Annotated in this window: 18 protein-coding genes; 11 read left to right on the top strand and 7 right to left on the bottom strand. The window is 70.6% G+C overall.

Features of this window, described 5'->3' with window-relative positions:
• The first annotated feature begins 205 nt into the window (after positions 1-205).
• Positions 206-658, top strand: a complete 453-nt coding sequence (locus tag ACIO5E_RS27680; RefSeq protein WP_400672761.1) for a DUF5990 family protein — start codon at positions 206-208, stop codon at positions 656-658.
• A gap of 94 nt (positions 659-752) precedes the next feature.
• Here the strand turns inward: ACIO5E_RS27680 and ACIO5E_RS27675 are convergent, their stop codons facing one another.
• Together ACIO5E_RS27675 and tsaD are read right to left on the bottom strand one after the other, a co-directional pair.
• Positions 753-3,020 carry a M9 family metallopeptidase gene (locus ACIO5E_RS27675; RefSeq protein ID WP_400672758.1) on the bottom strand — a complete coding sequence of 756 codons (2,268 nt, stop codon included), beginning with the start codon at positions 3,018-3,020 and terminating at the stop codon, positions 753-755.
• A gap of 259 nt (positions 3,021-3,279) precedes the next feature.
• Positions 3,280-4,332 carry a tRNA (adenosine(37)-N6)-threonylcarbamoyltransferase complex transferase subunit TsaD gene (tsaD, locus tag ACIO5E_RS27670; RefSeq protein ID WP_400672991.1) on the bottom strand — a complete coding sequence of 351 codons (1,053 nt, stop codon included), beginning with the start codon at positions 4,330-4,332 and terminating at the stop codon, positions 3,280-3,282.
• Between the two features lie 178 nt (positions 4,333-4,510).
• On the opposite strand from tsaD, the gene ACIO5E_RS27665 reads away from it, so the two are divergent.
• From ACIO5E_RS27665 to ACIO5E_RS27645, 5 genes are all read left to right on the top strand, one after another.
• Positions 4,511-5,113 carry a superoxide dismutase gene (locus ACIO5E_RS27665; RefSeq protein ID WP_363587062.1) on the top strand — a complete coding sequence of 201 codons (603 nt, stop codon included), beginning with the start codon at positions 4,511-4,513 and terminating at the stop codon, positions 5,111-5,113.
• 242 nt (positions 5,114-5,355) lie between these two features.
• Positions 5,356-6,387, top strand: coding sequence for a glycosyltransferase family 2 protein (locus ACIO5E_RS27660; protein WP_400672756.1), 1,032 nt, complete (start codon positions 5,356-5,358; stop codon positions 6,385-6,387).
• 303 nt (positions 6,388-6,690) lie between these two features.
• Positions 6,691-7,212, top strand: a complete 522-nt coding sequence (locus ACIO5E_RS27655) for a plastocyanin/azurin family copper-binding protein (protein WP_400672753.1) — start codon at positions 6,691-6,693, stop codon at positions 7,210-7,212.
• Positions 7,209-8,162 carry a metallophosphoesterase family protein gene (locus tag ACIO5E_RS27650; protein ID WP_400672750.1) on the top strand — a complete coding sequence of 318 codons (954 nt, stop codon included), beginning with the start codon at positions 7,209-7,211 and terminating at the stop codon, positions 8,160-8,162. Before ACIO5E_RS27655 ends, ACIO5E_RS27650 begins: the two co-directional genes overlap by 4 nt.
• Positions 8,159-9,628, top strand: a complete 1,470-nt coding sequence (locus ACIO5E_RS27645; protein ID WP_400672749.1) for a DUF6529 family protein — start codon at positions 8,159-8,161, stop codon at positions 9,626-9,628. Before ACIO5E_RS27650 ends, ACIO5E_RS27645 begins: the two co-directional genes overlap by 4 nt.
• 88 nt (positions 9,629-9,716) lie before the next feature.
• On the opposite strand, the gene ACIO5E_RS27640 is transcribed toward ACIO5E_RS27645, so the two are convergent.
• From ACIO5E_RS27640 to mutA, 4 genes are all read right to left on the bottom strand, one after another.
• Positions 9,717-10,019, bottom strand: coding sequence for a GNAT family N-acetyltransferase (locus ACIO5E_RS27640; RefSeq protein WP_400672989.1), 303 nt, complete (start codon positions 10,017-10,019; stop codon positions 9,717-9,719).
• Positions 10,020-10,139: 120 nt separating this feature from the next.
• A complete protein-coding gene (gene meaB, locus ACIO5E_RS27635; RefSeq protein ID WP_400672747.1) occupies positions 10,140-11,132 on the bottom strand; it encodes a methylmalonyl Co-A mutase-associated GTPase MeaB in 993 nt (330 codons plus the stop codon).
• A 12-nt stretch (positions 11,133-11,144) separates the two neighbouring features.
• Positions 11,145-13,352: a methylmalonyl-CoA mutase gene (gene scpA, locus ACIO5E_RS27630; RefSeq protein ID WP_400672745.1), complete on the bottom strand. Its 2,208-nt coding sequence runs from the start codon at positions 13,350-13,352 to the stop codon at positions 11,145-11,147.
• On the bottom strand, positions 13,349-15,268 hold the full coding sequence (gene mutA / locus ACIO5E_RS27625) for a methylmalonyl-CoA mutase small subunit (RefSeq protein ID WP_400672743.1): 1,920 nt from the start codon (positions 15,266-15,268) through the stop codon (positions 13,349-13,351). The genes scpA and mutA overlap by 4 nt, the downstream gene beginning before the upstream one ends.
• A gap of 303 nt (positions 15,269-15,571) precedes the next feature.
• Between mutA and ACIO5E_RS27620 the strand changes: the two genes are divergently transcribed.
• The 5 genes from ACIO5E_RS27620 (at position 15,572) to ACIO5E_RS27600 (ending at position 21,635) form a co-directional block, all read left to right on the top strand.
• The gene (locus tag ACIO5E_RS27620; RefSeq protein WP_400672741.1) at positions 15,572-16,642 is read left to right on the top strand and encodes an NlpC/P60 family protein; all 1,071 of its coding nucleotides are present in this window, start codon (positions 15,572-15,574) and stop codon (positions 16,640-16,642) included.
• A 285-nt stretch (positions 16,643-16,927) separates the two neighbouring features.
• Entirely contained in the window at positions 16,928-17,653 is a 726-nt protein-coding gene (locus ACIO5E_RS27615) for a TnsA-like heteromeric transposase endonuclease subunit (protein ID WP_400672986.1), read from the top strand.
• On the top strand, positions 17,646-19,718 hold the full coding sequence (locus ACIO5E_RS27610) for a Mu transposase C-terminal domain-containing protein (RefSeq protein ID WP_400672739.1): 2,073 nt from the start codon (positions 17,646-17,648) through the stop codon (positions 19,716-19,718). Before ACIO5E_RS27615 ends, ACIO5E_RS27610 begins: the two co-directional genes overlap by 8 nt.
• Positions 19,712-20,782, top strand: a complete 1,071-nt coding sequence (locus tag ACIO5E_RS27605; protein WP_400672737.1) for a TniB family NTP-binding protein — start codon at positions 19,712-19,714, stop codon at positions 20,780-20,782. Before ACIO5E_RS27610 ends, ACIO5E_RS27605 begins: the two co-directional genes overlap by 7 nt.
• Positions 20,766-21,635, top strand: coding sequence for a TniQ family protein (locus ACIO5E_RS27600; protein WP_400672735.1), 870 nt, complete (start codon positions 20,766-20,768; stop codon positions 21,633-21,635). Before ACIO5E_RS27605 ends, ACIO5E_RS27600 begins: the two co-directional genes overlap by 17 nt.
• On the opposite strand, the gene ACIO5E_RS27595 is transcribed toward ACIO5E_RS27600, so the two are convergent.
• Positions 21,636-22,166 (bottom strand): hypothetical protein, encoded by a 531-nt coding sequence (locus tag ACIO5E_RS27595; RefSeq protein ID WP_400672732.1) that lies wholly within the window; start codon positions 22,164-22,166, stop codon positions 21,636-21,638. It lies immediately after the preceding gene.
• Positions 22,167-22,509: the final 343 nt, after the last annotated feature.

Here is a 22,509-nt window from a genome sequence, read left to right as displayed (position 1 = left end):
CGGAAGGCCGAACGGCTTCACCTGACTCTGGACCTTAACCGAAACGGGGGCTCTCTGACACCCCTTCGACAACAGATATCCGACTCGCTATGCAACACTGACGGCCTATTCGATGGGCAAATCGTTATAACCTTTTCCGGCGATTCGCGGGGAGGGATCGCGGCGGGGGGACCGTGGCAGACGCGGGTGGGGGACCATGGGTGGTATGGAGCTGAGGATCGAGGCCACCGACCTGCCGGGGCGCGAGTGCGGCACCGGGCCCGGGTTCCCCGGGTACCGGGACATCCACGTGGCCGTCCAGCGCCGGGGCCGCCCGGCCGAGCTGCTCGACCCGACCCCCGGGGACGCGGCCGGGGCGGGCTGGTCGCTGGAGTGCGAGGCGAAGCGGCTTCCGGACGGCGGGGTGGACATCACCGGCCGGTACGTCCAGGGCGGGCCGGCCGGACGGTTCGTCTACCTGAACTGGGTGACGCGCGACGGCGAGGCCTGGACGCTGTTCCGCCGGGCGAAGCTGCTGCTGGCGGCGGTCGACCGTGCGACTGTCGAGGAGGCCGTGGGCACCGGGCTGCTGGTGGCCCGGCTCGGGCTGACGGACGCCAAGGGGCACCCGCTGTGCGCGGCCGTCCGCCCACCGGTGGTCACCTGGTCGGCGGGGTAGCCGGAGAAAAGAGGAGGGCCCCGCGTCGCCGCGGGGCCCTCCTGGTGCGTCGGTGTTCAGTTGTACGTCATGGCGGTCAGCCGTGCGTCGGTGCTCAGTTGTAGGTCGTGGTGACGGTCGCGCCACCGAAGCCCTGCTGGGCGTAGAGGCTGAAGTACACCCAGCCGGACGGCGGGTTGGTGATGGTGAGGGTCTCGCCGTTGCCCGCGTTGGCGGACTTGGCCAGGTACGACCCGGTGGTGGCCCAGGCGCCCCCGTTGTAGTAGAGGTCGGCGTTGCCGGTGCCGCCGCTGGTGGTGATGGTCAGCTGCTTCACGCCGGCGGGCAGGTTGAGGAAGCTGTAGCTGTAGTTGCCGGTGGTGGCGGTGACGCCGTCGCGGCGGCAGTTCTTGTCGAACTGCCGGGTGTCGCCCGCGGTGCAGAGCGGGGCCTGGCCGGTGGGCAGGCTGCCGCAGTTGTCGGCGCCGCAGGCCTTGAGCCAGGTGGCGAAGTCGGCGTCGTACCTGGTGCCGATGGTGGTCTTGAGCAGGGTGCGGGCGCCGTTCCAGTCGCCGACGCGGTACTTGGCGAGCAGCGCGTCGACGTCCTGCGGGTGCGACTGGAGCATGTAACGGACGGCCAGGTAGCCCCAGTTGTAGACCTTGGTGGAGTCGGAGTTGTCGTAGGTGTTGTCGAAGAGGGTGCTCAGCGCGTAGGTGCCCTTGGCGGCCTGCGCGACCGCGTCGTCGTAGTGGACGCCCCGGTAGCTGTACGAGACGTACTCGGCGAGGCCCTCGACCCACCAGACGGTCGGGGTGGTCATGCCGGCGTCGAAGTCGCCGTAGAAGTCGTAGCGGCCGTCGAGGTAGTGGGTGTACTCGTGGTTGAGGTTCCAGATCTGGAAGCTGGGGCGCAGCCAGTCGGCCTCGTGCGCGATGAAGCGGGCCTGGTTGCCCGCCTTGGCCGGGTCGCCCTCCTCGTACATGCCGCCGTTGTCGACGGCGATGTGGTACATCTCCCAGGCGTAGAGGCTGTAGTTGTAGTAGTCGTCGAAGACGACGACCTCAAGGCTGGTGTTGTTGTCGTTGGCGACGGGGCCGTTGTCCTTGACCACCTTGTGGAAGAACGCGTCCTCGTTGATCAGGCTGGTGCAGGTGTCGGCGAGCTGCTGCGCGGTCATGTCCTGGGCGCGGATGCGCAGGTTGGCGTTGCAGGTGTGGTCGACGGTGAGCACGAGCGGGACGAGCCGGGTGGGCAGGTCACAGGTGCCGTAGTAGGCGCAGTTGCCGGTGTCCTTCTTCTCCGCGAACCAGACCAGGTTCATGGTGAGCGGGGCGGTGGCGCCGACCAGCGGGTAGCGGTTGACCAGGTCCTTGACGATCGGCCGGCCCTGCGCCTTGAGCGCGTCGACGGCGACCAGGTTGCCGATCTGGATGCCGATCGAGGTGACCAGGTCCGAGCCGGTGAGCTGGGCGCTGTTGCGGGTGACGAAGGACGCCATGGTGGTGGCGAAGGAGGGGTCGGCCTGGAGGGCGGCGGTGAAGGCCGGGAGGTCGAAGCCGCGCTCGATGACGGTCTTGGTGTTGGCGACGGCGGTGGCCATCGAGCCGGTCCAGGCGCCGGTGTAGTCGGTCAGCAGGCGCTTGACGACGCCGGTGTAGCGGGCGTTCTCCTGGGCGCTGTCGATCAGGGTGACGGCCTCGGCGAGGGTGGCGCCGTTGGCCTCGGTGACGTCCTTGCTGTGCGGGGCGGCGAAGAAGCCGTCCAGCGCGCCGCGGATGGCGGTCTGCAGGGTGGTGCTGTACGGGCCGACGACGTCCGGGTTGTTCCACTGGACGTAGTAGCCGGCGCGGAGGTAGACGACCAGCTGGCCGGCCGAGGTGGAGTCGTCGCCGGGGTAGGCGGCGGAGACGTCGCGCAGGGCGTTGGCGACGGTGGCCATCTGGGCCTCGTTGAAGGCGGCCTTGGCGTCGTTGCCGGTCAGGTTGTACAGCGTGTTGACGCAGTCCAGTCCGGCGGTCTTGACCTGCTGGACCAGCGCGGCACCGGAGTTGCCGGTGAAGGCGGAGACGTCGCAGGCGGCGGCCGAGAGCTGCTTGGCGGCCTTGGCGGCGGCCTGGGCGCCGGTGGCGCTGCCCGCCGCCGGAGCGGTGGCCTTGGCCTGGGCGTCCGAGGCGAGCGGGCGCGCGTCCTTGGGCGTGTCGGGGGACTTGGGCACGGGGACGGAGCGCGGCGCGGCCGCCTTGGGGATGGGGGCCGGGGCGGCTGACGGGGCGTCGACCGCGTGGGCCTGCGGCGCGAACAGCCCGAGCGCGAGGAAGAAGGCGGCACCGAGCGCGGGCAACCTGCGCGCCTGGGCCGTGGATATCCGGAAGGGACGCATCTGTGGGGGCCTCCGGGGCTGTTGGGGGTCGTCGTGTGGTTGGGGCACACGAGCACACGAACACCTGATGTGTGACATGTAAAATGGCACACGGAGTAACGTGGAGGGAAGATCCGGGAACGGATTTTCGACCGGCGAGACCTAACCGTTGCCGGACCGAATCATTGCCGGACCTAGCCGTTGCCGCCCCTCACTGCCGCCGTCCCTCACCACTGCCGGACCGGGCCGCTGCCGGGCCGCCGCCTGATCGGACGTGCCGTCAGGCGGCAGCGGCCCGCACCCGCGGCGTCAGAGCCGCGAACTCCAGCGGCGCCGACGGATCCACCGACAGGTCCGCCGGAGCCGGTTCGGCCCCGGCGCGGACCAGCAGGTCGCCGATCGCCGCGACCATCGCCCCGTTGTCCGTGCAGAGCCGCAGTGGCGGCACCCGCAGCGTGATCCCGGCCGACGCGCAGCGCCGCTCGGCCAGCGCCCGCACCCGGGAGTTGGCCGCGACCCCGCCGACCACCACCAGGGTGCCGATCCCGTGGTCGGTGCAGGCCCGCACCGCCTTGCGGGTCAGTACGTCGGCGATCGCCTCCTGCAGCGCGGCCGCCGCGTCCGGGACGTGGGGTTCGGCGCCGGCCGTCCGCTGTGCCTCCACCCAGCGGGCGGCGGCAGTCTTCAGTCCGGAGAAGGAGAACGCGTACGGGTCGTCCCGCGGCCCGGTCAGCGGCCGGGGGAGCCGGACGGCGGCCGCGTTTCCCTCGCGTGCCGCGCGGTCGATGGCCGGCCCGCCGGGGTAGGGGAGCCCCAGGATCCGGGCCACCTTGTCGAAGCACTCGCCGGCCGCGTCGTCCAGGGTGTCGCCGAGGTGGACGATCGGGTCGCGGGCGAGGTCGCGCACCAGCAACAGTGAGGTGTGCCCGCCCGAGACGATGAGCACCACGCACGGGTTCGGCAGCGGCCCGCCGTCCAGCGTCGCGGCGGCGACGTGCCCGGCGAGGTGGTGCACCCCGTACAGCGGGACGCCGAGCGAGAACGCGTAGCCCTTCGCGGCGGCCACCCCGACCTGGAGGGCGCCCGCCAGCCCCGGACCGGTCGTCACCGCGACCGCGCCGACGTCCTCGAGCGTCAGTCCGGCCCGCTCCAGTGCTTCCTGGACCACCGGCGCCATCGCGTGCACGTGCGCTCGGGAGGCGATCTCCGGCACCACTCCGCCGTAGCGGGCGTGCTCGTCCATCGACGACGCCACCGCCTGTCCGAGCAGCACGCCGTCCCGGACCAGGCCCGCGCCGGTCTCGTCGCAGGAGGACTCGATCCCCAGCACCACCGGCGATCCGGTCACAGTCACTCACCCTTGTCACTCATTACATCTTCCGGTGACCATTGTGCCCGACGAGACGTGCGGAATAAGCAGGAGCCCATGCTTCGTTCCTGCAAGTCATACGCAATAGTGTTGTCCCGGCACGATCACCACCGTTCAACCCGCTGAAAGGGGCCGTGTCCTGATGGGCACCTACTCGCTTCCCGACCTGCCGTACGACTACTCCGCGCTCGAGCGGGCGATGTCCCCCGAGATCCTGGAGCTGCACCACTCCAAGCACCACGCTGCTTACGTCAAGGGCGCGAACGACACCCTGGACCAGCTCGCCGAGGCGCGCGACAAGGAGCAGTTCGGCGGCCTGGTCGGCCTGCAGAAGACCTTCGCCTTCCACCTGTCCGGCCACGTGCTGCACTCCCTGTTCTGGCAGAACCTCTCCCCGGAGGGCGGCGACCGCCCCGAGGGCGAGCTGGCCGACGCCATCACCGAGCACTTCGGCAGCTTCGAGGCCTTCCGCAAGCAGCTCACCACCGCCACCACCGGCGTGCAGGGCTCCGGCTGGGGCATCCTGTCCTGGGAGCCGCTGGCCAAGCGCCTGATCGTCGAGCAGGTCTACGACCACCACGGCAACGTCGGCCAGGGCACCACCCCGCTGCTGGCCTTCGACGCCTGGGAGCACGCCTACTACCTGCAGTACCGCAACGTCCGCCCGGACTACGTCGAGAAGCTCTGGGACGTCGTCAACTGGCAGGACGTCTCGTCACGCTTCGCGGCAGCCAAGACCGCCTGATCGGCATCGGGTGACGGAAGGCCTCGGACCGGTCGGGCGGTCCGGGGCCTTTCCCTTGTGCCACAAGGGGCGTCCCGCGAAGGCGGGTTGGCGCCGGGCGCGGCCGAGGCGCCGATCCACTGGCTCGATTCAACCCGGCGTTCGCCCACGGGCCGCGTACGGTCCGTATGCTCGGGCCACCTGTCGGTGACCGGCGGTCGACGGCCGCCCGGCCCGTCCGCTCCTGTGCGAAAGGCCGTGCGATGGCCCCGCGTCTCTCCCTCGTCGTCCCGATCTACAACGTCGAGCGCTACCTCCAGGAGTGCCTGGACTCGATCGCGGCGCAGACCTTCGGGGACTTCGAGTGCGTCATGGTCGACGACGGCTCGACCGACGGCGGCCCGGCCATCGCCGAGGAGTACGCCGAACAGGACCCGCGCTTCCGACTGGTCCGCCAGGACAACCGGGGCCTGGGCGCCGCCCGCAACACCGGCCGGCGGCACCTCACCCCCGGCACCGAGTACCTGGCCTTCGTGGACAGCGACGACACCCTGCCGCCGCACGCCTACCAGCTGATGACCGGCACCCTGGACGAGACCGGCTCCGACTTCGCCGCCGGCAACGCCCTGCGGCTGCGCACCACCGGCCTCAGCCCCTCCCACGGCCACCGCCGCCCGTTCCGCGAGACCCGACTGCGCACCCACGTCAGCGAGTTGCCCGCCCTGGTCACCGACCGCACCGCCTGGAACAAGGTCTACCGGCGCTCCTTCTTCGACGGCGCCGGCCTGTCGTACCCCGAGGGCATCCTCTACGAGGACGCTCCGGTCAGCGTGCCCCACCACTTCCTCGCCGAACGGGTCGACGTGCTCGCCGACCCGATCTACCACTGGCGGGTGCGCGAGGACGGCGACCTCTCCATCACCCAGAGGAAGACCGACCCGCGCGGCCTGGTCGACCGGGTCCGCTCGATGGAACTCGTCCGCGAGTGGCTGCTTGCCCGCCCCGAGCCCGCCTTCGCCGAGCACCTGCGCGCCTACGACCGCAACTGCCTGGTCGAGGAGATCCCGATGTTCTTCTGGACCGTCCCGGACGGCGACCGCGCCTACCGCGCCGCCTACCAGCAGCACGTCAGCCGCCTGCTCCAGGCCATCGGCCCGGAGGCGCGGACCGGCCTCAGCCGCCAGCTCCGCCTCAAGTACCGCCTCACCCAGGCCGACTCCATGCACAGCTTCGTCGCCGTCCAGCGCGCCCACCGCCTCGCCCGCCGCACCCGCCAGACCATCGGCCGCCGCTGAGCCGTCCTCCGCGGCGACGACGGCGGGGCCGCCTCGGCGATCACGGCCGGGCGGTCACCGGTCGATCCGGTTGCCGCAGCTGCCCGCCGCCGGGGTGAAACAACGGGACTCCGCTGTGGAATTCGTTTCGCTGCGAGGAATGTGTTACCCACCCACATAACGTGGCCCACCGGGTCGCATCCCCTGCCGGCATCCCCCGGAGGGTGTAACGCGGTCGTCTATCTGCCTGAGAAGACCGATCCCGGATCGGTCTTGGACCACACCGTCCCGTGCGGCTGGGGATGTGTAGAAGGAACGATGGCCATGAATGTGAACTCCTCTGCGCCGGTGCGGCGGTCTCGTACGGCGTGCCTGGTCGCCGTTGCCGTCGCCGGCGCACTGGGACTGCTCAGCGCGTGCGGCGGATCGTCACATCCCGGACCCACCGGCGCGCTGAGTCCCGGCCCCGGCCAGACCCTGCCGGGATTTCCCGGTGCCTCCGGAACGAGCGGTACGGTCGCGGTCAGCCCGCTACCGACCACGGCTCCGACCTCGGCTGCCAGCGGCCAGCCGTCCGCTCCAGCGGCCGCCAACGCGGTGACGATCAAGAACTTCGCGTTCGCCCCGGCCACACTGACGGTCAAGGCGGGCACGACGGTGACCTGGACCAATGCCGACTCCGACGCTCACACCGTCACCAGCAAGCAGGGATCGGGCGGGCCGCTGCAGTCGGCAGCCCTGGCCACCAACGACACCTACAGCTACACGTTCGCCCAACCCGGCACCTACCCCTACTACTGCACCATCCACCCGTTCATGACCGCCACCGTGGAGGTGACCCCATGACCGAGCACACACCCGACTCCGACGGCGGCGGCGAGCACGGCATGACCCGCCGGCAGCTCATGCGGCACTCCGCCTGGTTCGGTGGTGCCGTGGTCCTGACGGTCACCGCCGGAGAGGTGATCAGTCATATCCCCGGTTCGGCGCACGCGGCTCCGGCCAGCAGCGCAGACCTGCGTTTCGTGCAGGTCTCCGACAGCCACATCGGCTTCCAGGGCCCGGCCAACATGGACGTCGTCGGGACGTTCGGCACGGCGATCAACCAGGTCAACTCCCTGGGGTTCCGTCCCGACTTCGTCATGCACAGCGGCGACCTGACGCACCTTTCCACCCCCGCCCAGTTCGACCAGGTCAAGCAGATGCTGTCGCAGCTGGACACGGACCGGGTCTTCACCGTGCCGGGCGAGCACGACTCGATCGGCGACGACGGACCACGCGCCTACCGACAGGCTTTCGGCAAGGACACCCTCGGCGACGGCTGGTACAGCTTCGACACCCACGGTGTGCACTTCATCGCGCTGGTCAACACACTGCACCTGGAGCAACTCGGCCACTTGGGCAACGAGCAGATCGACTTCGTGCGCAAGGACATCGCCGGCCTGTCGTCGGACACCCCCATCGTCATCTTCAGTCACATCCCGCTGTTCGCGATGTATCCGACCTGGGGCTGGGGCACCGACGACGCGGTGCAGATGCTGTCGATGTTCCGCCGCTTCTCCTCGGTCACGTGCCTCAACGGGCACGTCCACCAACTGTTCAGCAAGACCGAGGGCAACATCACCTTCCACTCGGCCGCTCCCACCTGCTACCCGTTCCCCAAACCCGGCCAGGGCCCTGCCCCACTTCCACAGGTGCTGCCCGCCGGACGCCTCAAGGACGCACTCGGCATCCGCACCGTCAACTACTGGCAGGGCAACCACGCGCTGGCCGTCAAGGACGAGAAGCTCGCATGACCCTCCGGAGCCTGCCCGCCCTCGCGCTGCGCCTGGTGCTCGCCGCCGTGCTCGCGGTGAGCGGATACATTCACGCCCAGCTCTACATCGACGGATACCGCTCCGTTCACATCATCGGCTCGTTGTTCCTGCTGCAGGCCAGCGCCGCCTTCGCGGTGGCCGCGCTCCTGCTGTTGGGGGCGCCCTTGCTCCTGCGGATCGCCGCTGCCGCGATCGCCGTCGGCGCACTCGCGGGGTTCGTCGCATCGCGCACCGTTGGATTGTTCGGGTTCTCCGAACAGGGCCTGCAGCCCGCTCCGCAGGCCTTGCTCAGCATCATCGCCGAGGTGCTCGCCCTGTTGGTCGTCGCGACCTGGCAGGCCTTCGAGCTCGGGCTTGTGCCGTCGAGGTCCAGGGCGGCGGAGTCGGGAGCGGGTGATCAGGCGGAGGGCCTCGCTCACCCCGCCGGCCGCCGTCAAGGACGAGAAGCTCGCATGACCCTCCGGAGCCTGCCCGCCCTCGCGCTGCGCCTGGTGCTCGCCGCCGTGCTCGCGGTGAGCGGATACATTCACGCCCAGCTCTACATCGACGGATACCGCTTCATCCACATCATCGGCTCGTTGTTCCTGCTGCAGGCCAGCGCCGCCTTCGCGGTGGCCGCGCTCCTGCTGTTGGGGGCGCCCTTGCTCCTGCGGATCGCCGCTGCCGCGATCGCCGTCGGGGCACTCGCGGGGTTCGTCGCATCGCGCACCGTTGGATTGTTCGGGTTCTCCGAACAGGGCCTGCAGCCCGCTCCGCAGGCCTTGCTCAGCATCATCGCCGAGGTGCTCGTCCTGTTGGTCGTCGCGACCTGGCAGGCCTTCGAGCTCGGGCTTGTGCCGTCGAGGTCCAGGGCGGCGGAGTCGGGGGAGGGTGATCAGGCGGAGGGCCTCGCTCACCCCGTCGGACACCGACGGCTCCATGACGTCCTGTGGCTTCTCCTGCCCGTGGCGGTGATGGCCGGCCTCTACTGGTACGGCCGGGTGCACACCCCCAACTACGAGACCAGCCTCTTCGGAAACCGCGGAACCGACGCGATGCTGCTGAAGGCCCAACTGGGCTCCGCGCTCCTGGGCCTGGCGCTGATTCAACTCCTTCTCGCCCTGTGGATGTACGGCCGCCTGCCCGTACTGCGAGCCGCACCGCACGGGGTCCGCACCACGCACCGCCTCATCGGCCTGACCGCCTTCCTCCTCTCCCTGCCCATCGCTCGGCACTGCATCACCGCCTACGGCGTCCAACTGACCGACACCCGCGTGGCGCTGCATGCACTCGCCGGCTGCTTCCTCTACGGGGCCTTCGTCGCCAAGGTCATCGTGGTCCGGCACCGCCGCTGGCCCGGCTGGGCGCTCCCCCTGGCCGGCGGTACTCTCGTCACCGCGATCGCCCTGATCTGGTACGTCGCCCCCTTCTGGTACCTGAACGGCTCCCAGGCACCGGGCCTGTGAGCAGAACGTGAGGCCCTTTCCCGACGACCGACAACGGATACCCGCCGGCGGCCCCAGGTCGTCCTCGCCCGGGGCGTCCGTGGTGAGATCAGCGGGCTGCGGCCGCCAGGGCTACTGCTTGAGGGCGGGTGAGTCGCCAGATCAGGTCCTCGCCGGTATCGGCCGGGGCGAGGCGCTCGGAGCGGCGGCGGAGGTGTTCGGTGAAGCCGAGGCGGGCCGGGACGGCGCCGCTGGCGAGGTTGGCCGGGTCGTGGACGACCTCGACGTAGTCGACGCCGGGCAGGAGGAAGGCCTGTTCGACCAAGGCGCGGGCGGCCCGGGCGGCCACCCCGCGGCCGGTGGCGGTGGGGTGCAGCCAGTAGCCGATCTCGCGGCCGGTGTCGGGGGGCAGGAGGATCGTATGCGGCGGTCCCCGTCGGCAACCGGATTCGACGGCGGCCGGCCGGAGCCCCTCACCTGCAGCCGTCCGCCCTCCACCGCCGCCGACATCGGGCAGCGGACGGCACCCGCGCTACGAGCCGCCGAAGAAGCCGTCCAGGATCTGCTGCGCCGCCAGGCCGGCCGGAAGCGAGCCCTCCCGGACCTGGCGCTCCAACTCGGGGGCCAAGCGCCGTACGTCCGGGTGCTCGTGCAACCGCGCGTAGAGCTGGTCGTGGACCATCGTCCAGGTCCACTGCACCTGCTGCTCCCGCCGCTTGACGGCCAGTGCGCCCGTCGCGTCGAGCACCTTGCGGTGCTGCTGCAGCCGCTCCCACAGCACGTCCAGCCCGGCGCCGTCCCGCCCGCTGCAGGTGAGCACCGGAGGCGTCCACACGGCGTCAGGCGCCTGCAACAGCCTTAGGGCGCCCGCGAGTTCACGGGCCGCAGCGCGGGCATCGGTCGCGTGCGGGCCGTCCGCCTTGTTGACGGCGATGACGTCGGCGAGCTCCAGCACGCCCTTCTTGATGCCCTGCAGCTGGTCGCCGGTGCGGGCCAGGCTGAGGAGCAGGAAGGTGTCGACCATCCCGGCCACGGCCGTCTCCGACTGGCCGACGCCGACCGTCTCCACCAGCACCACGTCGTAGCCGGCCGCCTCCATCACCACCATCGACTCCCGGGTGGCCTTGGCGACGCCGCCCAAAGTGCCCGAGGTGGGAGAGGGGCGGACGAAGGCGTGCGGGTCGACGGCCAGGCGCTCCATCCGGGTCTTGTCGCCCAGGATGGAGCCGCCGGTGAGGCTTGACGTCGGGTCGACGGCCAGCACCGCGACCCGGTGGCCCGACCCCGTCAGCATGCTGCCGAAGGAGTCGATGAAGGTCGACTTGCCGACACCGGGGACGCCGGTGACGCCCACCCGGACCGCCCCGCCCGCGTGCGGCAGCAGTCGTTGGAGCAGCTGCTGCGCGAGCGAGCGGTGGTCGGGCCGGGAGGACTCGACGAGGGTGACGGCCCGCGCGATCCAGGCGCGCGAGCCGTCCAGGACGCCCGTCACGTAGCTGTCGAGGTCGATCATCCGCGGAGGCATGCGATCAACGGCTCACAGCTCGTGGCCGAGGTCGGCCGCCAGTGACCTCAGCAGGTCGTAGGCGGCGTCCGGGATGACCGTGCCGGGCGGGAAGACCGCCGCCGCGCCCGCCTCGTACAGCGCGTCGAAGTCCTGCGGGGGGATCACCCCGCCGACCACGATGGTGATGTCCTCCCGGCCCGCCTCGGCGAGCGCGGTGCGCAGCGCGGGCACCAGGGTGAGGTGTCCGGCGGCCAGCGAGGAGACGCCGACGATGTGGACGTCCGCCTCGACGGCCTGGCGGGCCACCTCGTCCGGGGTCTGGAACAGCGGGCCGACGTCCACCGTGAAGCCGAGGTCGGCGAAGGCGGTGGCGATCACCTTCTGGCCGCGGTCGTGGCCGTCCTGGCCCATCTTGGCGACCAGGATGCGCGGCCGCCGGCCCTCGGCCCGCTCGAACCGCTCGACCAGGTCCCGGGTGCGCTGGAGGGGGGCCGACGGGCCCGCTTCGTCTCGGTACACACCGGAAATGGTACGGATCTGGCCGGAGTGCCGGCCGTACACCTTCTCCAGGGCGTCCGAGATCTCGCCGACGGTGGCCTTGGCCCGGGCCGCGTTGACGGCCAGGTGCAGCAGGTTGCCGTCCAGTGAGCCGCCGCGCTGCGGACCGGCCTCGGCAGCCCGGGTGAGCGCGTTCAGCGCGTCCTGGGTCGCGGCCTCGTCGCGCTCCTCCCGCAGCCGGTGCAGCTTCTCCAACTGCCGGGCCCGCACCGAGGAGTTGTCGACCTTGAGCACGTCGATCTGCTCGTCGTTCTCCACCCGGTACTTGTTGACGCCGATCACCGGCTGCCGGCCGGAGTCGATCCGCGCCTGGGTACGGGCGGCGGCCTCCTCGACGCGCATCTTCGGGATGCCCGCGTCGATCGCCTTGGCCATGCCGCCGGCCGCCTCGACCTCCTGGATGTGCTGCCAGGCGCGGGCTGCGAGGTCGTGGGTCAGCTTCTCGACGTACGCCGAGCCGCCCCACGGGTCGATCACCCGGCAGGTGCCGGACTCCTGCTGGAGCAGCAGCTGGGTGTTGCGGGCGATCCGGGCGGAGAAGTCGGTGGGCAGCGCCAGCGCCTCGTCGAGCGCGTTGGTGTGCAGCGACTGGGTGTGGCCCTGGGTGGCGGCCATCGCCTCGACGCAGGTCCGGGTGACGTTGTTGAACACGTCCTGGGCGGTGAGTGACCAGCCGGAGGTCTGCGAATGGGTGCGCAGCGAAAGGGACTTGGCGTTCTTCGGGTCGAACTGCTTGACCAGCTTGGCCCACAGCAGCCGGGCCGCGCGCAGCTTGGCGACCTCCATGAAGAAGTTCATGCCGATCGCCCAGAAGAACGACAGCCGCGGCGCGAAGGCGTCCACGTCCAGCCCCACGTCCAGGCCTGCGCGCAGGTACTCCACCCCGTCGGCCAGGGTGTAGGCCAGCTCCAGGTCGGCGGTGGCCCCGGCCTCCTGGATGTGGTAGCCGGAGATGGAGATCGAGTTGTACCGGGGCATCTTCTGCGAGGTGTACGCGAAGATGTCCGAGATGATCCGCATCGACGGCTGCGGCGGGTAGATGTAGGTGTTGCGGACCATGAACTCCTTGAGGATGTCGTTCTGGATGGTCCCCGCCAGCTTCTCGGGTGCCACCCCCTGCTCCTCGGCGGCCACGATGTACAGGGCCAGGACGGGCAGCACCGCGCCGTTCATCGTCATCGACACCGACATCTTGTCCAGCGGGATGCCGTCGAACAGCTGGCGCATGTCGTAGATCGAGTCGATCGCCACGCCCGCCATGCCGACGTCGCCGGTGACGCGCGGGTGGTCGCTGTCGTAGCCGCGGTGGGTCGGCAGGTCGAAGGCGACCGAGAGGCCCTTCTGGCCGGCCGCCAGGTTGCGGCGGTAGAAGGCGTTGGACTCCTCGGCGGTGGAGAAGCCCGCGTACTGGCGGACGGTCCACGGCTGGTTGACGTACATCGTCGGGTACGGCCCGCGCAGGTACGGGGCGATGCCGGGGTAGGTCTCCAGGAAGTCCAGGCCGGACAGGTCCGCCGCGGTGTACAGCGGCTTGACGCCGATGCCCTCGGGGGTGTCCCAGACCAGCTCGTCGACGTCCTTGCCGGTGGACTGGCGCCACGCGGCCCGCCACTGGCCGTCGGTGACGTCCCGGGCGGCGTCGCCGTCCAGCCCGATTCCGGTGAAGTCGGGGATCATCACGCCACCTTGCTCTCGTCGGTGCTGCTCGTCGTGTCGGTGCCCGCACCGGTGATCTCGGTCAGCAGGCCGGTCAGCGTGGCGACGGCGTCGCCGCCCGCGGCCACGAAGCCGTCCACGCCCGCCGCCTCGTAGGCCGCCCGCTGCTCGCCGGGCCGTCCGGCCAGCAGCACCCGCCGCGCGCCCGCCGCCTTCAGGGCGGCCGCGACGGCCCCGGCGTGCTCGGCGTACAGCGCGTCGCTGGAGCAGAGGCAGGCGACGCTGGCGCCGGAGGCGGTGAAGGCCTCGGCGAAGGCCACGGCGTCGGTGCCCTCGGCGCCGGTGGTCGCGATGCCGCCGGCCTGGAACAGGTTGGCGGCGAAGGTGGTCCGCGCGGTGTGCGCGGAGGCGGTGCCGATGGAGGCGAGGAAGAGCGTCGGCCGGGCGCCGGTGGCCGCGAGGTGGGCGTCCGAGCGGTCCCGCAGCGCCTCGTACGCCTCGGCGCGGCGCACCTGCGGCAGTCCGCCGCCGGGCCCGGCCGGGGCCGGTTCGCGGACCAGCGGCTGCTCGTCCAGGTGCGGGAACTCGCTGACGCCGGTGACGGGTTCGCGCCGCCTGGCGAGCTTGACCGAGCGCTCCGCCCAGGTCGCCGCGATCCGCTCGCCGACCAGCCCGGAGCCGAGTGCCGCCTGCTGCCCGCCGGCCCGCTCGATCTCCTGGAACCAGTCCCAGGCGGCCCGCGCCAGCTCCTCGCTCAGCTGCTCGACGTACCAGGAGCCGCCGGCCGGGTCGACGACCCGGGCCAGGTGGGACTCCTCCAGCAGGACCGACTGGGTGTTGCGGGCGATCCGACGGGCGAAGGGGTCCGGCAGGCCGAGCGCACTGTCGAAGGGCAGCACGGTGACGGCGTCGGCGCCGCCCACGCCGGCGGCCAGGCAGGCCACGGTGGTGCGCAGCATGTTCACCCACGGGTCGCGGGCGGTCATCATCACCCGGGAGGTGACGGCGTGCTGGCGCTGCGCCGAGGCCTCGGCGCCGGCCCCCGACACCTCGGCCACGCGGGCCCAGAGGCGGCGTGCGGCACGGAACTTGGCGATGGTCAGGAACTGGTCGGCGTCGGCGGCGTAGCGGAACTCCAGCTGTCCGAGCGCGGCGTCCACCGAGAGCCCGGCGGCGGTCAGCGCCCGCAGGTAGGCGACGCCGGTGGCGAGCGAGCAGCCGAGCTCCTGCGCGGGCGAGGCGCCGGCCTCGTGGTAGGGCAGGGCGTCCACGGTGAGCGCCCGGACGCCCGGGTACTCGGCGGCGCAGCGGGCGGCCAGCGCGGTGGCCTCGGCGAGCAGCGCGGCCGTCCGCCCGGTCTCTCCGGTGCGGGCCTGCAGGCCCAGCGGGTCGGCGCCGAGGTTGCCGGCGGCGCCGGGGGAGACCTCGTGCTGCTCGTACAGGGCGAACAACTGCGCGGCGGCGGCGCCGAATTCGGGCCCGGCGTCGAGTGACACGGCGGCCAGGTCCAGGTACACCCCGGTCAGCGCCTCGGGCAGGGCGGACACCGGCAGGCCTGCGCCGCCCAGCTCCAGCCAGAGCGAGCCGACGCCGTGCTCCAGGTCGGCCAGCACGGCCTCGTTGGTGCGCCGGCGATCCGGGTCGGCGTGCCGCTGGCGGACGTCCCACCCGGCCACGGTCGAGCCCTGCGGGCGGCCGCCGCGCACGAACGGCGGGAAGCCCGGGTAGCCGGGCGCGGTCGGGGCGTCCTCGGCGGTGTACAGCGGGCGGGCGCGCAGCCCGTCCGGGAGTTCGGTGGTGAGCGCCCGCTCGGCGGCGGCACCGTCCGCGGGCTGCGCGCCGGACTTGCGCAGCACGCCCTCGACGAGCTGCTGCCACTGCTCGCGGTGCGCGGCCGGGAACTCGGCGGCGAGGGGGAGCCCTTCGGGCAGGACGTTCATGACCGCAGGTTAGCGCTCGTTCGCAAGACCGCAGGAGGGGCGGCGCGTGTGACCTTTCCCTCGATTTGGCCCGTCTTCAGCACTGCGGACGGCGAGGAGTGCCGCGAACGGCGGCACGCGAGGTCAACGCCGGTGTCAGGGAGCACGATCGATTGCCCGGAACGGCCCGGAACAGGGGGATTGCGGAACCTCCTCCCTTATCTATTAAGTTACTTCGAAGAAGGTGGGCGGGGGCGTCATCCCCCGTGCGTTTCCGTCCGCCTTCGCCGTCCCCCGATTCCCCCGAAGGAGAGCCCCCCGCCCATGGGAAAGCGCCGCAAGCCCAGCCCCCCGAGCCGGGCCCGCCTGGCGGTCCTCACCACGGCCATGGCCGGGAGCGCCGTCCTCGCCTCCGGCACCGCCCACGCCGAGCCCACCCCCAGCCTGGCCTCCGTCAAGGAACAGGTGGACAAGCTCAACGAGGAGGCCGAGCAGGCCGTCGAGCAGTACAACGGCTTCCAGGAGAAGCAGCAGAAGCTCCAGAGCGATGCCGGCAAGATCCAGGAGAAGGTCGCCCGCGGGCAGGAGGCGATGAACGAACTGCGCTCCCAGCTCGGCGCGGTGGCCGCCGACCAGTACCGCACCAACGGCATCGACCCGTCCTTTCAGCTGATGCTCGACTCCGACCCGGCCGCCTATCTGGAGCGCGCCTCGGTGCAGAACCACCTCGCCGACTCCCAGATATCCCTGCTCAAGCAGGCCCAGAACGAGCAGCGCAAGCTCGACCAGGACCGCGCCGAGGCCACCGCCACCCTGGCCCAGCTCGACTCCGTCGGCACCGAGCTGGGGGAGAAGAAGAAGCAGATCCAGGCCAAGCTCGCCCAGGCCCAGGGCATGCTCAACAAGCTGAGCGCCGAGGACCGCGCCAAGATCAACGCCCAGCAGAACGCCGAGAAGGCCAAGGCCGAGGCCCAGCAGGCGGCCGCCGCCGACCGCGCCTCCCGCTCCGCCGAGCGCCCGAACATGAACACCCCGGCGCCGCCCGCCAGCGGGCGCGCCGCCGCCATCCTCCAGTTCGCCTACGCCCAGCTCGGCAAGCCCTACGGCTGGTCCATGACCGGTCCCAACAGCTTCGACTGCTCCGGCCTCACCGGCGGCGCCTACCGCGCGGCCAACATCAAGCTCCCCCGGATATCCCAGGACCAGTGGAACGCCGGCGCCCGCGTCGATCGGGCCGACCTCCAGCCCGGCGACCTGGTCTTCTTCTACCCCGACATCCACCACGTGGGCATCTACATCGGCGACGGCAAGATGATCCACGCCCCGCGCACCGGCAAGAACATCGAGGTCCTCCCGATCTCCGCCATGCCGTACGTAGGCGCCGTCCGGCCCTGATCCGTCCGGTCGCACGGTGTAGTTTCCAGTTAGACCTGTCACATTCCGGATGAGTTGTCATCAACTTGTCGCTGATGACAACTCGTCCGGACATCCACTGTCCTGTCGCATCGCAGCTGGCGGATTCTCACTCGGTCTCATCCGTGTTGTCGGATTCTCACTGCGTCGCACCCTGAGCGGCGGGTTTTGCTTCGTTCGGGGGGTTTGATCTCGCTTCGCCGGTCTGGCTCTCACTGCACCTGTCACGGTCGCTTCGACGCGTGTACGTGAGGGCCGGGGGTGTTGATGGACCTGGGGTTGGTCGATGTCGAGTGGGCCGATGCTGACGGCGGCCTGCGGCGGTCCGTTCTGGAGGAGGTTGCCCGGGTTGCCTTCGAGTCCGCGAGTCCGGTGCGGCGCTTTGCGTCGTACCGCGGACAGCGGCACTTCCCAGGCTGGTACTGGACGGCGACCACGGCGTCACTGGTGGGGTTCGAGTCCTGGCTGGAGCGGGACCGGCTGATGCTGCTCGACCGCGACCAGCGCGTGGTGGGGCTAGCTTCGCAGCCGTTCCGGGTGACCTGGCATGGGGCGACGCGCCGGATCTCGCACACGCCGGACTACTTCGTCCGGCTGGAGGACGGGTCGGGGCTGGTGGTCGATGTCCGGCCGGCTGACCGGGTGGGCCCTGATGACACGGTGAAGTTCTCCGCGACCGAGGCGATGTGCCAGGCGATGGGCTGCTGGTCGTATGCCCTGGTTCACGAGCCGGAGCCGGTGCATATGGCCAACGTCCGCTGGCTATCGGGCTATCGACACCTGCGCAACCGGGTCGACGACGTAGTGGGGCGGCTCGGTGAGGCCTTCCGGGAGCCCCGGAGGCTGGTGGACGGAGCCAAAGCGGCGGGCGATCCGCTGGCGGTGCTGCCCACGCTGTTCCATCTGCTGTGGTGCGGTGACCTGACCACGGAGCTGACGGTTCCGCTGAGCGACGGTTCCGTGATCGGCCGCGCGGAGGCGGGCCGTGGGTGAGCTGGCTCCCAGAGGGGTGCTTCGGGTCGGGGACCGGATTCGCTTCGACGGTCGGACCAAGCAGATCGTCGGGCTGGAGGGGACGGCTCTGAGGCTGGTCGGAGAGGAGGGGGACGTCAGCGTGCTTGCGGCCGGGCATGTGATGGCCGCCGACGACTTCGAACTCCTCGACCGGGGGCCGGAGGCGGTTCCCGCGGTGACGCTGCCTCCGTTCGCGCTGATGGACGCCCTGCCCGAGGCCGTGGTCGAGCAGGCCCGGTTTTGGGAAAGGCATGTCGTGGAAGTCGTCACCGGTCTGCCCCCGGACGCGGAGGAGGGCACGCCTGCGCGTCCGGAGTACGACCCGGCCTGGCGGACGCTGGTGGAGCGGGAAGCCGCCAAGGTCGCCGAGCTGGCAGCCGCCGGTCAACAGATCAGCCGGCGGACCTTCCTGCGGATGCGCCAGCGCTACGAGGCCGAGGGACTGTGGGGTCTGGTGGACGGCCGCTCCCGCAAGCCTCCCGCACCGGTCCCCGGCACCGGCCGGGTGGACGAACGGGTGGTGGCAGCCGTCACCGAGGCCCTGGCCGGACAGACGGACCTGTCCACCGGCGACCGCAAGCGGGTGATCATGCGGACGCAGCAGATCCTGGCCGACCGGCACGGCGAGCAAGAGGTGAAACTGCCGAAGCGGGCGACCTTCTACCGGCTCGTGAACACCCTCGCCAAGGGCAACGACCCGTTCGGATCGGCAACGGTTCGCCGTCAACGGGCTCTTCGCCCGGCCGGGCCGTTCACCCCGTCCATGGCCGCCCGACCAGGGGAGATCGTGCAGGTCGACTCCACCCGGCTGGATGTGATGGCGGTGCTGGATGACGGGGTCGTGGCCCGGCCGGAGCTGACGATCGCGGTTGATGTCACGACGCGCACGATCTGCGCGGCCCTGCTGAGGCCTGCGGGCACGAAGGGCGTCGACGCCGCGGTGCTGCTGGCGAGGATGCTGGTGCCAGAGCCGATGCGACCGGGCTGGAGCCAGACGCTGGCGATGGCGGACTCGATCCTGCCGCACGAGCGGCTGGTGGCCGTGGACAAGCGACTGGAGCACGCCGCCGCCAAGCCGGTCATCGTCCCGGACACCATCGTCATCGACCACGGCAAGGTCTTCGTCTCCAAGACCTTCTCCTCGGCGTGCTCGCTGCTGGGGATCTCGCTCCAGCTCGCGCCTCCCCGAACGCCGACGGACAAGGCGATCGTGGAGCGGACGTTCACCTCGATCAACTCGCTGTTCTGCCAGTACGTCGCGGGCTACACCGGTTCCGACGTCACCCGTCGCGGCAGCGACCCAGCCGCCGAGGCGGTCTGGACTCTCGCCCAGCTCCAGGACCTGCTGGACGAGTGGATCATCTGCTGGCAGCACCGCCCGCACGAGGGTCTTCGCAACCCCTACATGCCAGGGCGGACGCTGTCACCGAACGAGTCGTACGCGATCGCCGTCGCCCGCGCCGGCTACCTGCCCGTCGCGCTGTCGGCGGAGGACTACATCGAGCTGCTGCCCGTGGTCTGGCGGGCGGTCAACGACTACGGCGTCAAGGTCGACTACCGCACCTACGACAGTCCGGAACTCAACCGGTTGCGGCGTCAGCCTTCCGGCGTGACGGCCAAGCAGGACCTGTGGGAAGTCCACTACGACCCCTACGACGTCTCCCGCGTCTGGATACGGCGAAGCGACACCCGGCGGTGGATCGAAGCCACCTGGACGCATCTGCCCATGGTCCGGGCCCCGTTCGCCGACTTCACCTGGCGCCACGCGCGCCAGCTCCTGGCCGACCAGGGCCAGGACGACACCAGCGAGACCGCGATCGCCCGCGTCCTCGCGAACCTTCTCCACCGGTCGGGGAAAGCGCCGGCCGGCTCCGAGCAGGTCATGGCCCGGACCCGGGCCGCCCTCGAGACCACCTCGCGCCCCGAACTCCCACCCGCGCCGCAGGCCGATATCGACGACACCGAAGCCGCCGATGAGGAGATGCCGGTCACCCCGTTCGGCGTCTTCAACCCCCTGGAAGAGGAAGGAAGGCCACTATGGTGACCCCGCCTGCCGTCCCCGACGACGAACACAACCCGCTGACCACCAAGGACGGCTGGAAGCGGTTCGTCGACGACACCCCTGCCTGCCCGCAGATGCTCCCGCTCGCGGCCTTCAAGGCCCTGAGCGAGGAGGACCTGATCGCCTACAACGAGCCCAGGCTGGACTACCACTCCAGGCTCGTGGTCGTGGCCACCCCCACAGTCCGCGACGTGTTCACCACCGGGCGACGGCTGGTCCTGCTCAACCGGCACCAGATCTCCGGCCGCCGCGGACTGATCGTCACCGGCCAGGCCGGAACCGGGAAGACCACCGCCATCGCCCAACTGGGCCGCAACCACGAACTCCTGGTCCGCAAGCGCCTCGGTCCAGCCGCTGCCGGGCGCCTGCCGGTCGTCTACGTCACCGTCCCGCCCCGGGCCACCCCCAAGATGCTCGCCATCGAGTTCGCCCGGTTCCTGGGCATCCCGGTCTTCCGGCAAGAGACCCAGACCTCCATCACCAACGCGGTCTGCGACCTGCTGATCAAGATGCGCGTCGAACTCGCGCTGGTCGACGAGATCCACAACCTCAACCTTGCGACCCAGGCAGGAGCCGAAGCCTCCGACCAGCTCAAATACCTGTCCGAGCGGATCCCGGCCACCTTCGTGCTGGCCGGGATCGACGTCGCCGCCAGCGGTCTGTTCAACGGGGTCCGCGGGCAGCAGATCGCCGGCCGCTACACCGTCACCGACACCGAGCCGTTCGCCTACGGCACCAGCGCACAGCGCCAGAACTGGCGCAACCTGGTCGCTTCCCTCGAAGAAGCCCTGCGGCTCCACCGCCACAAGCCCGGCAGCCTGGTGAAACTCGACGGCTACCTCCACGAACGCACCGACGGCGCGATCGGCAGCCTCTCCCAACTGGTCCGCGGCGCCTCCATCGAGGCCATCATCAGCGGCAGCGAATCCATCACCCGCAAGACCCTCGACACCATCGAAGTCGACCAGACCGCCGAGAGCGCACGCGTCGAACGGCGCCGGGCCCGCAGACCCCGCCGCCGGAGGCCCGATGCCGACGCGGCGTGACCCGCTCCGCCCGCTGCCCCTCTCGCCCGGCCCCGTCCACGGCGAGACCATCGGCTCCTACCTGCACCGCCTGGCCGTCGCCAACAACCGCCCGGTCAACGGCCTCGCCCAGCTCCTGGGGCCACTTCCTCCGGAGTTCTCCCCGCTCAGCAACACCACCGCCGGCTGGACCACCCAGTCCCCAACCCGACTGGCCGTCCTTGCCGGACGCCCAACAGCCCGACTCGCCAGAGCCCTGCCCGCACTCGCGGACTTCCTCGACCCTCAACACTCGAAGACCCGGCCGGAGCAAGTGATCGGCCGTCCCTGTCACTGCTGCACGGCCCGCCGCAGCCCCTCAGCCTCCATGGTGATCATCCTCGCGCCTGCCCACCAGCACCTCTGCCCTCGTCACCGGCGCTGGACCAGGTCCACCCACGACATCCCGCTCACCCACCTGCCCGAGATCCTCCAAGCCCAGCACCACCTCGACCGGCTCGCCCGCCGTCACGACCACCGAATCCAGCATGCCCTCGACCTGGCCTGGAAGATCATCGACGAGTGGTCCGCCGGCGGCATGCCACTCGACCTCGGGCGGGAATGGACCCGCCGCCTCGACCGCATCGAGCTCCACCCGGTCCGCACGAAGATCCCCTTCGAGGACCGCCATCGCCTGGCGTCCTTCCCCGAGACCGCGGTGCTGACGGACCTGATCCTCAACCCACCGACGGAGGCCGTCGATCCCAAGGAGCTCTACCTGGCCACAACGGCCGAGCTGAGCCGAAGATTCGCGCGGATCTACACCACCCGCGGCCGCCAGGACCCGCTCTACCAGCGCTTCTGCCGACCTCACACAGCCCGGGAAGCCGCCTGATCAGCCTTCGGACTCATGACGGGCCCGCTGCCACGCTTCCTCGAAGTCATCGGGTCCGATCTCCATGGACGCATACTGCGGATCACAAAGGTCGAACGGCGGGTTGAACGGCCAATCCTCAATGCCCGTCTTGACCGAACCACCGTCCGGGCCGATCTCAACCTGCCGCAACCGCCGTCCGTCCGGCCCGAGTTCCATCAAGAAGACCTCTCCTTCCTCGCCCTCCGGCCAGCGCAGGCACACACGGTCCCGTCCCGCCAGGACACCGAATCCCGGCTGGCCACGCTGGGCATCCCGCTGAGCGCGGAGGCTGGACAGCGGATTCGGGTCCGGATCGTCAAGACGGACCTCCTCCAAACCCCACGTCTCGGCACGTCTCACCACGTCCGGGTCCGCGATCACCTCAACCTCGGCGCAGGCACTGACGATCTCCTCCGCCGAGCCCGCCCACACCCACCACCACAGACCCCCCATCCCATAGTCATGAAGGACCAGATAGCGCGTCTTCCCGACCTCACCCTGTTGGCTCACAGCCCGTGAGCCTACGTCGCCCCAGGCCCAGTCCAGATTCCCCCCGACTGCCCTGCCAAGACTGCGGCTCGCAGCCCCCGGATTCCGCAGAAGCCAGATGCACTGAGAATCCCGAGCCGAGTGTTCTCACTCGACCTGGCAACACCGCAGCTCGGCGCAAGATCCACAGACAAGCTCAACGCGACAGGACACAGGTGTCCTGCCGCATGGAAGCTGTCGGATTCCCGCTCGGTCTCATCCGAGCTGTCGGATTCTCACCGCTTCGCCCGCAGAGTGGCGAACATCGCCTGGTTCGGGACCGGGCCCGCCCGATCGCGACGCCGCCCCGCATCCGTCGCCTGCC

This window comes from Kitasatospora sp. NPDC087314 (genome assembly GCF_044744365.1).
GTDB lineage: Bacteria > Actinomycetota > Actinomycetes > Streptomycetales > Streptomycetaceae > Kitasatospora.
The sequence above is the reverse complement of the archived record's forward strand: the minus strand, read 5'-3'. Positions and strand labels throughout refer to the sequence as shown.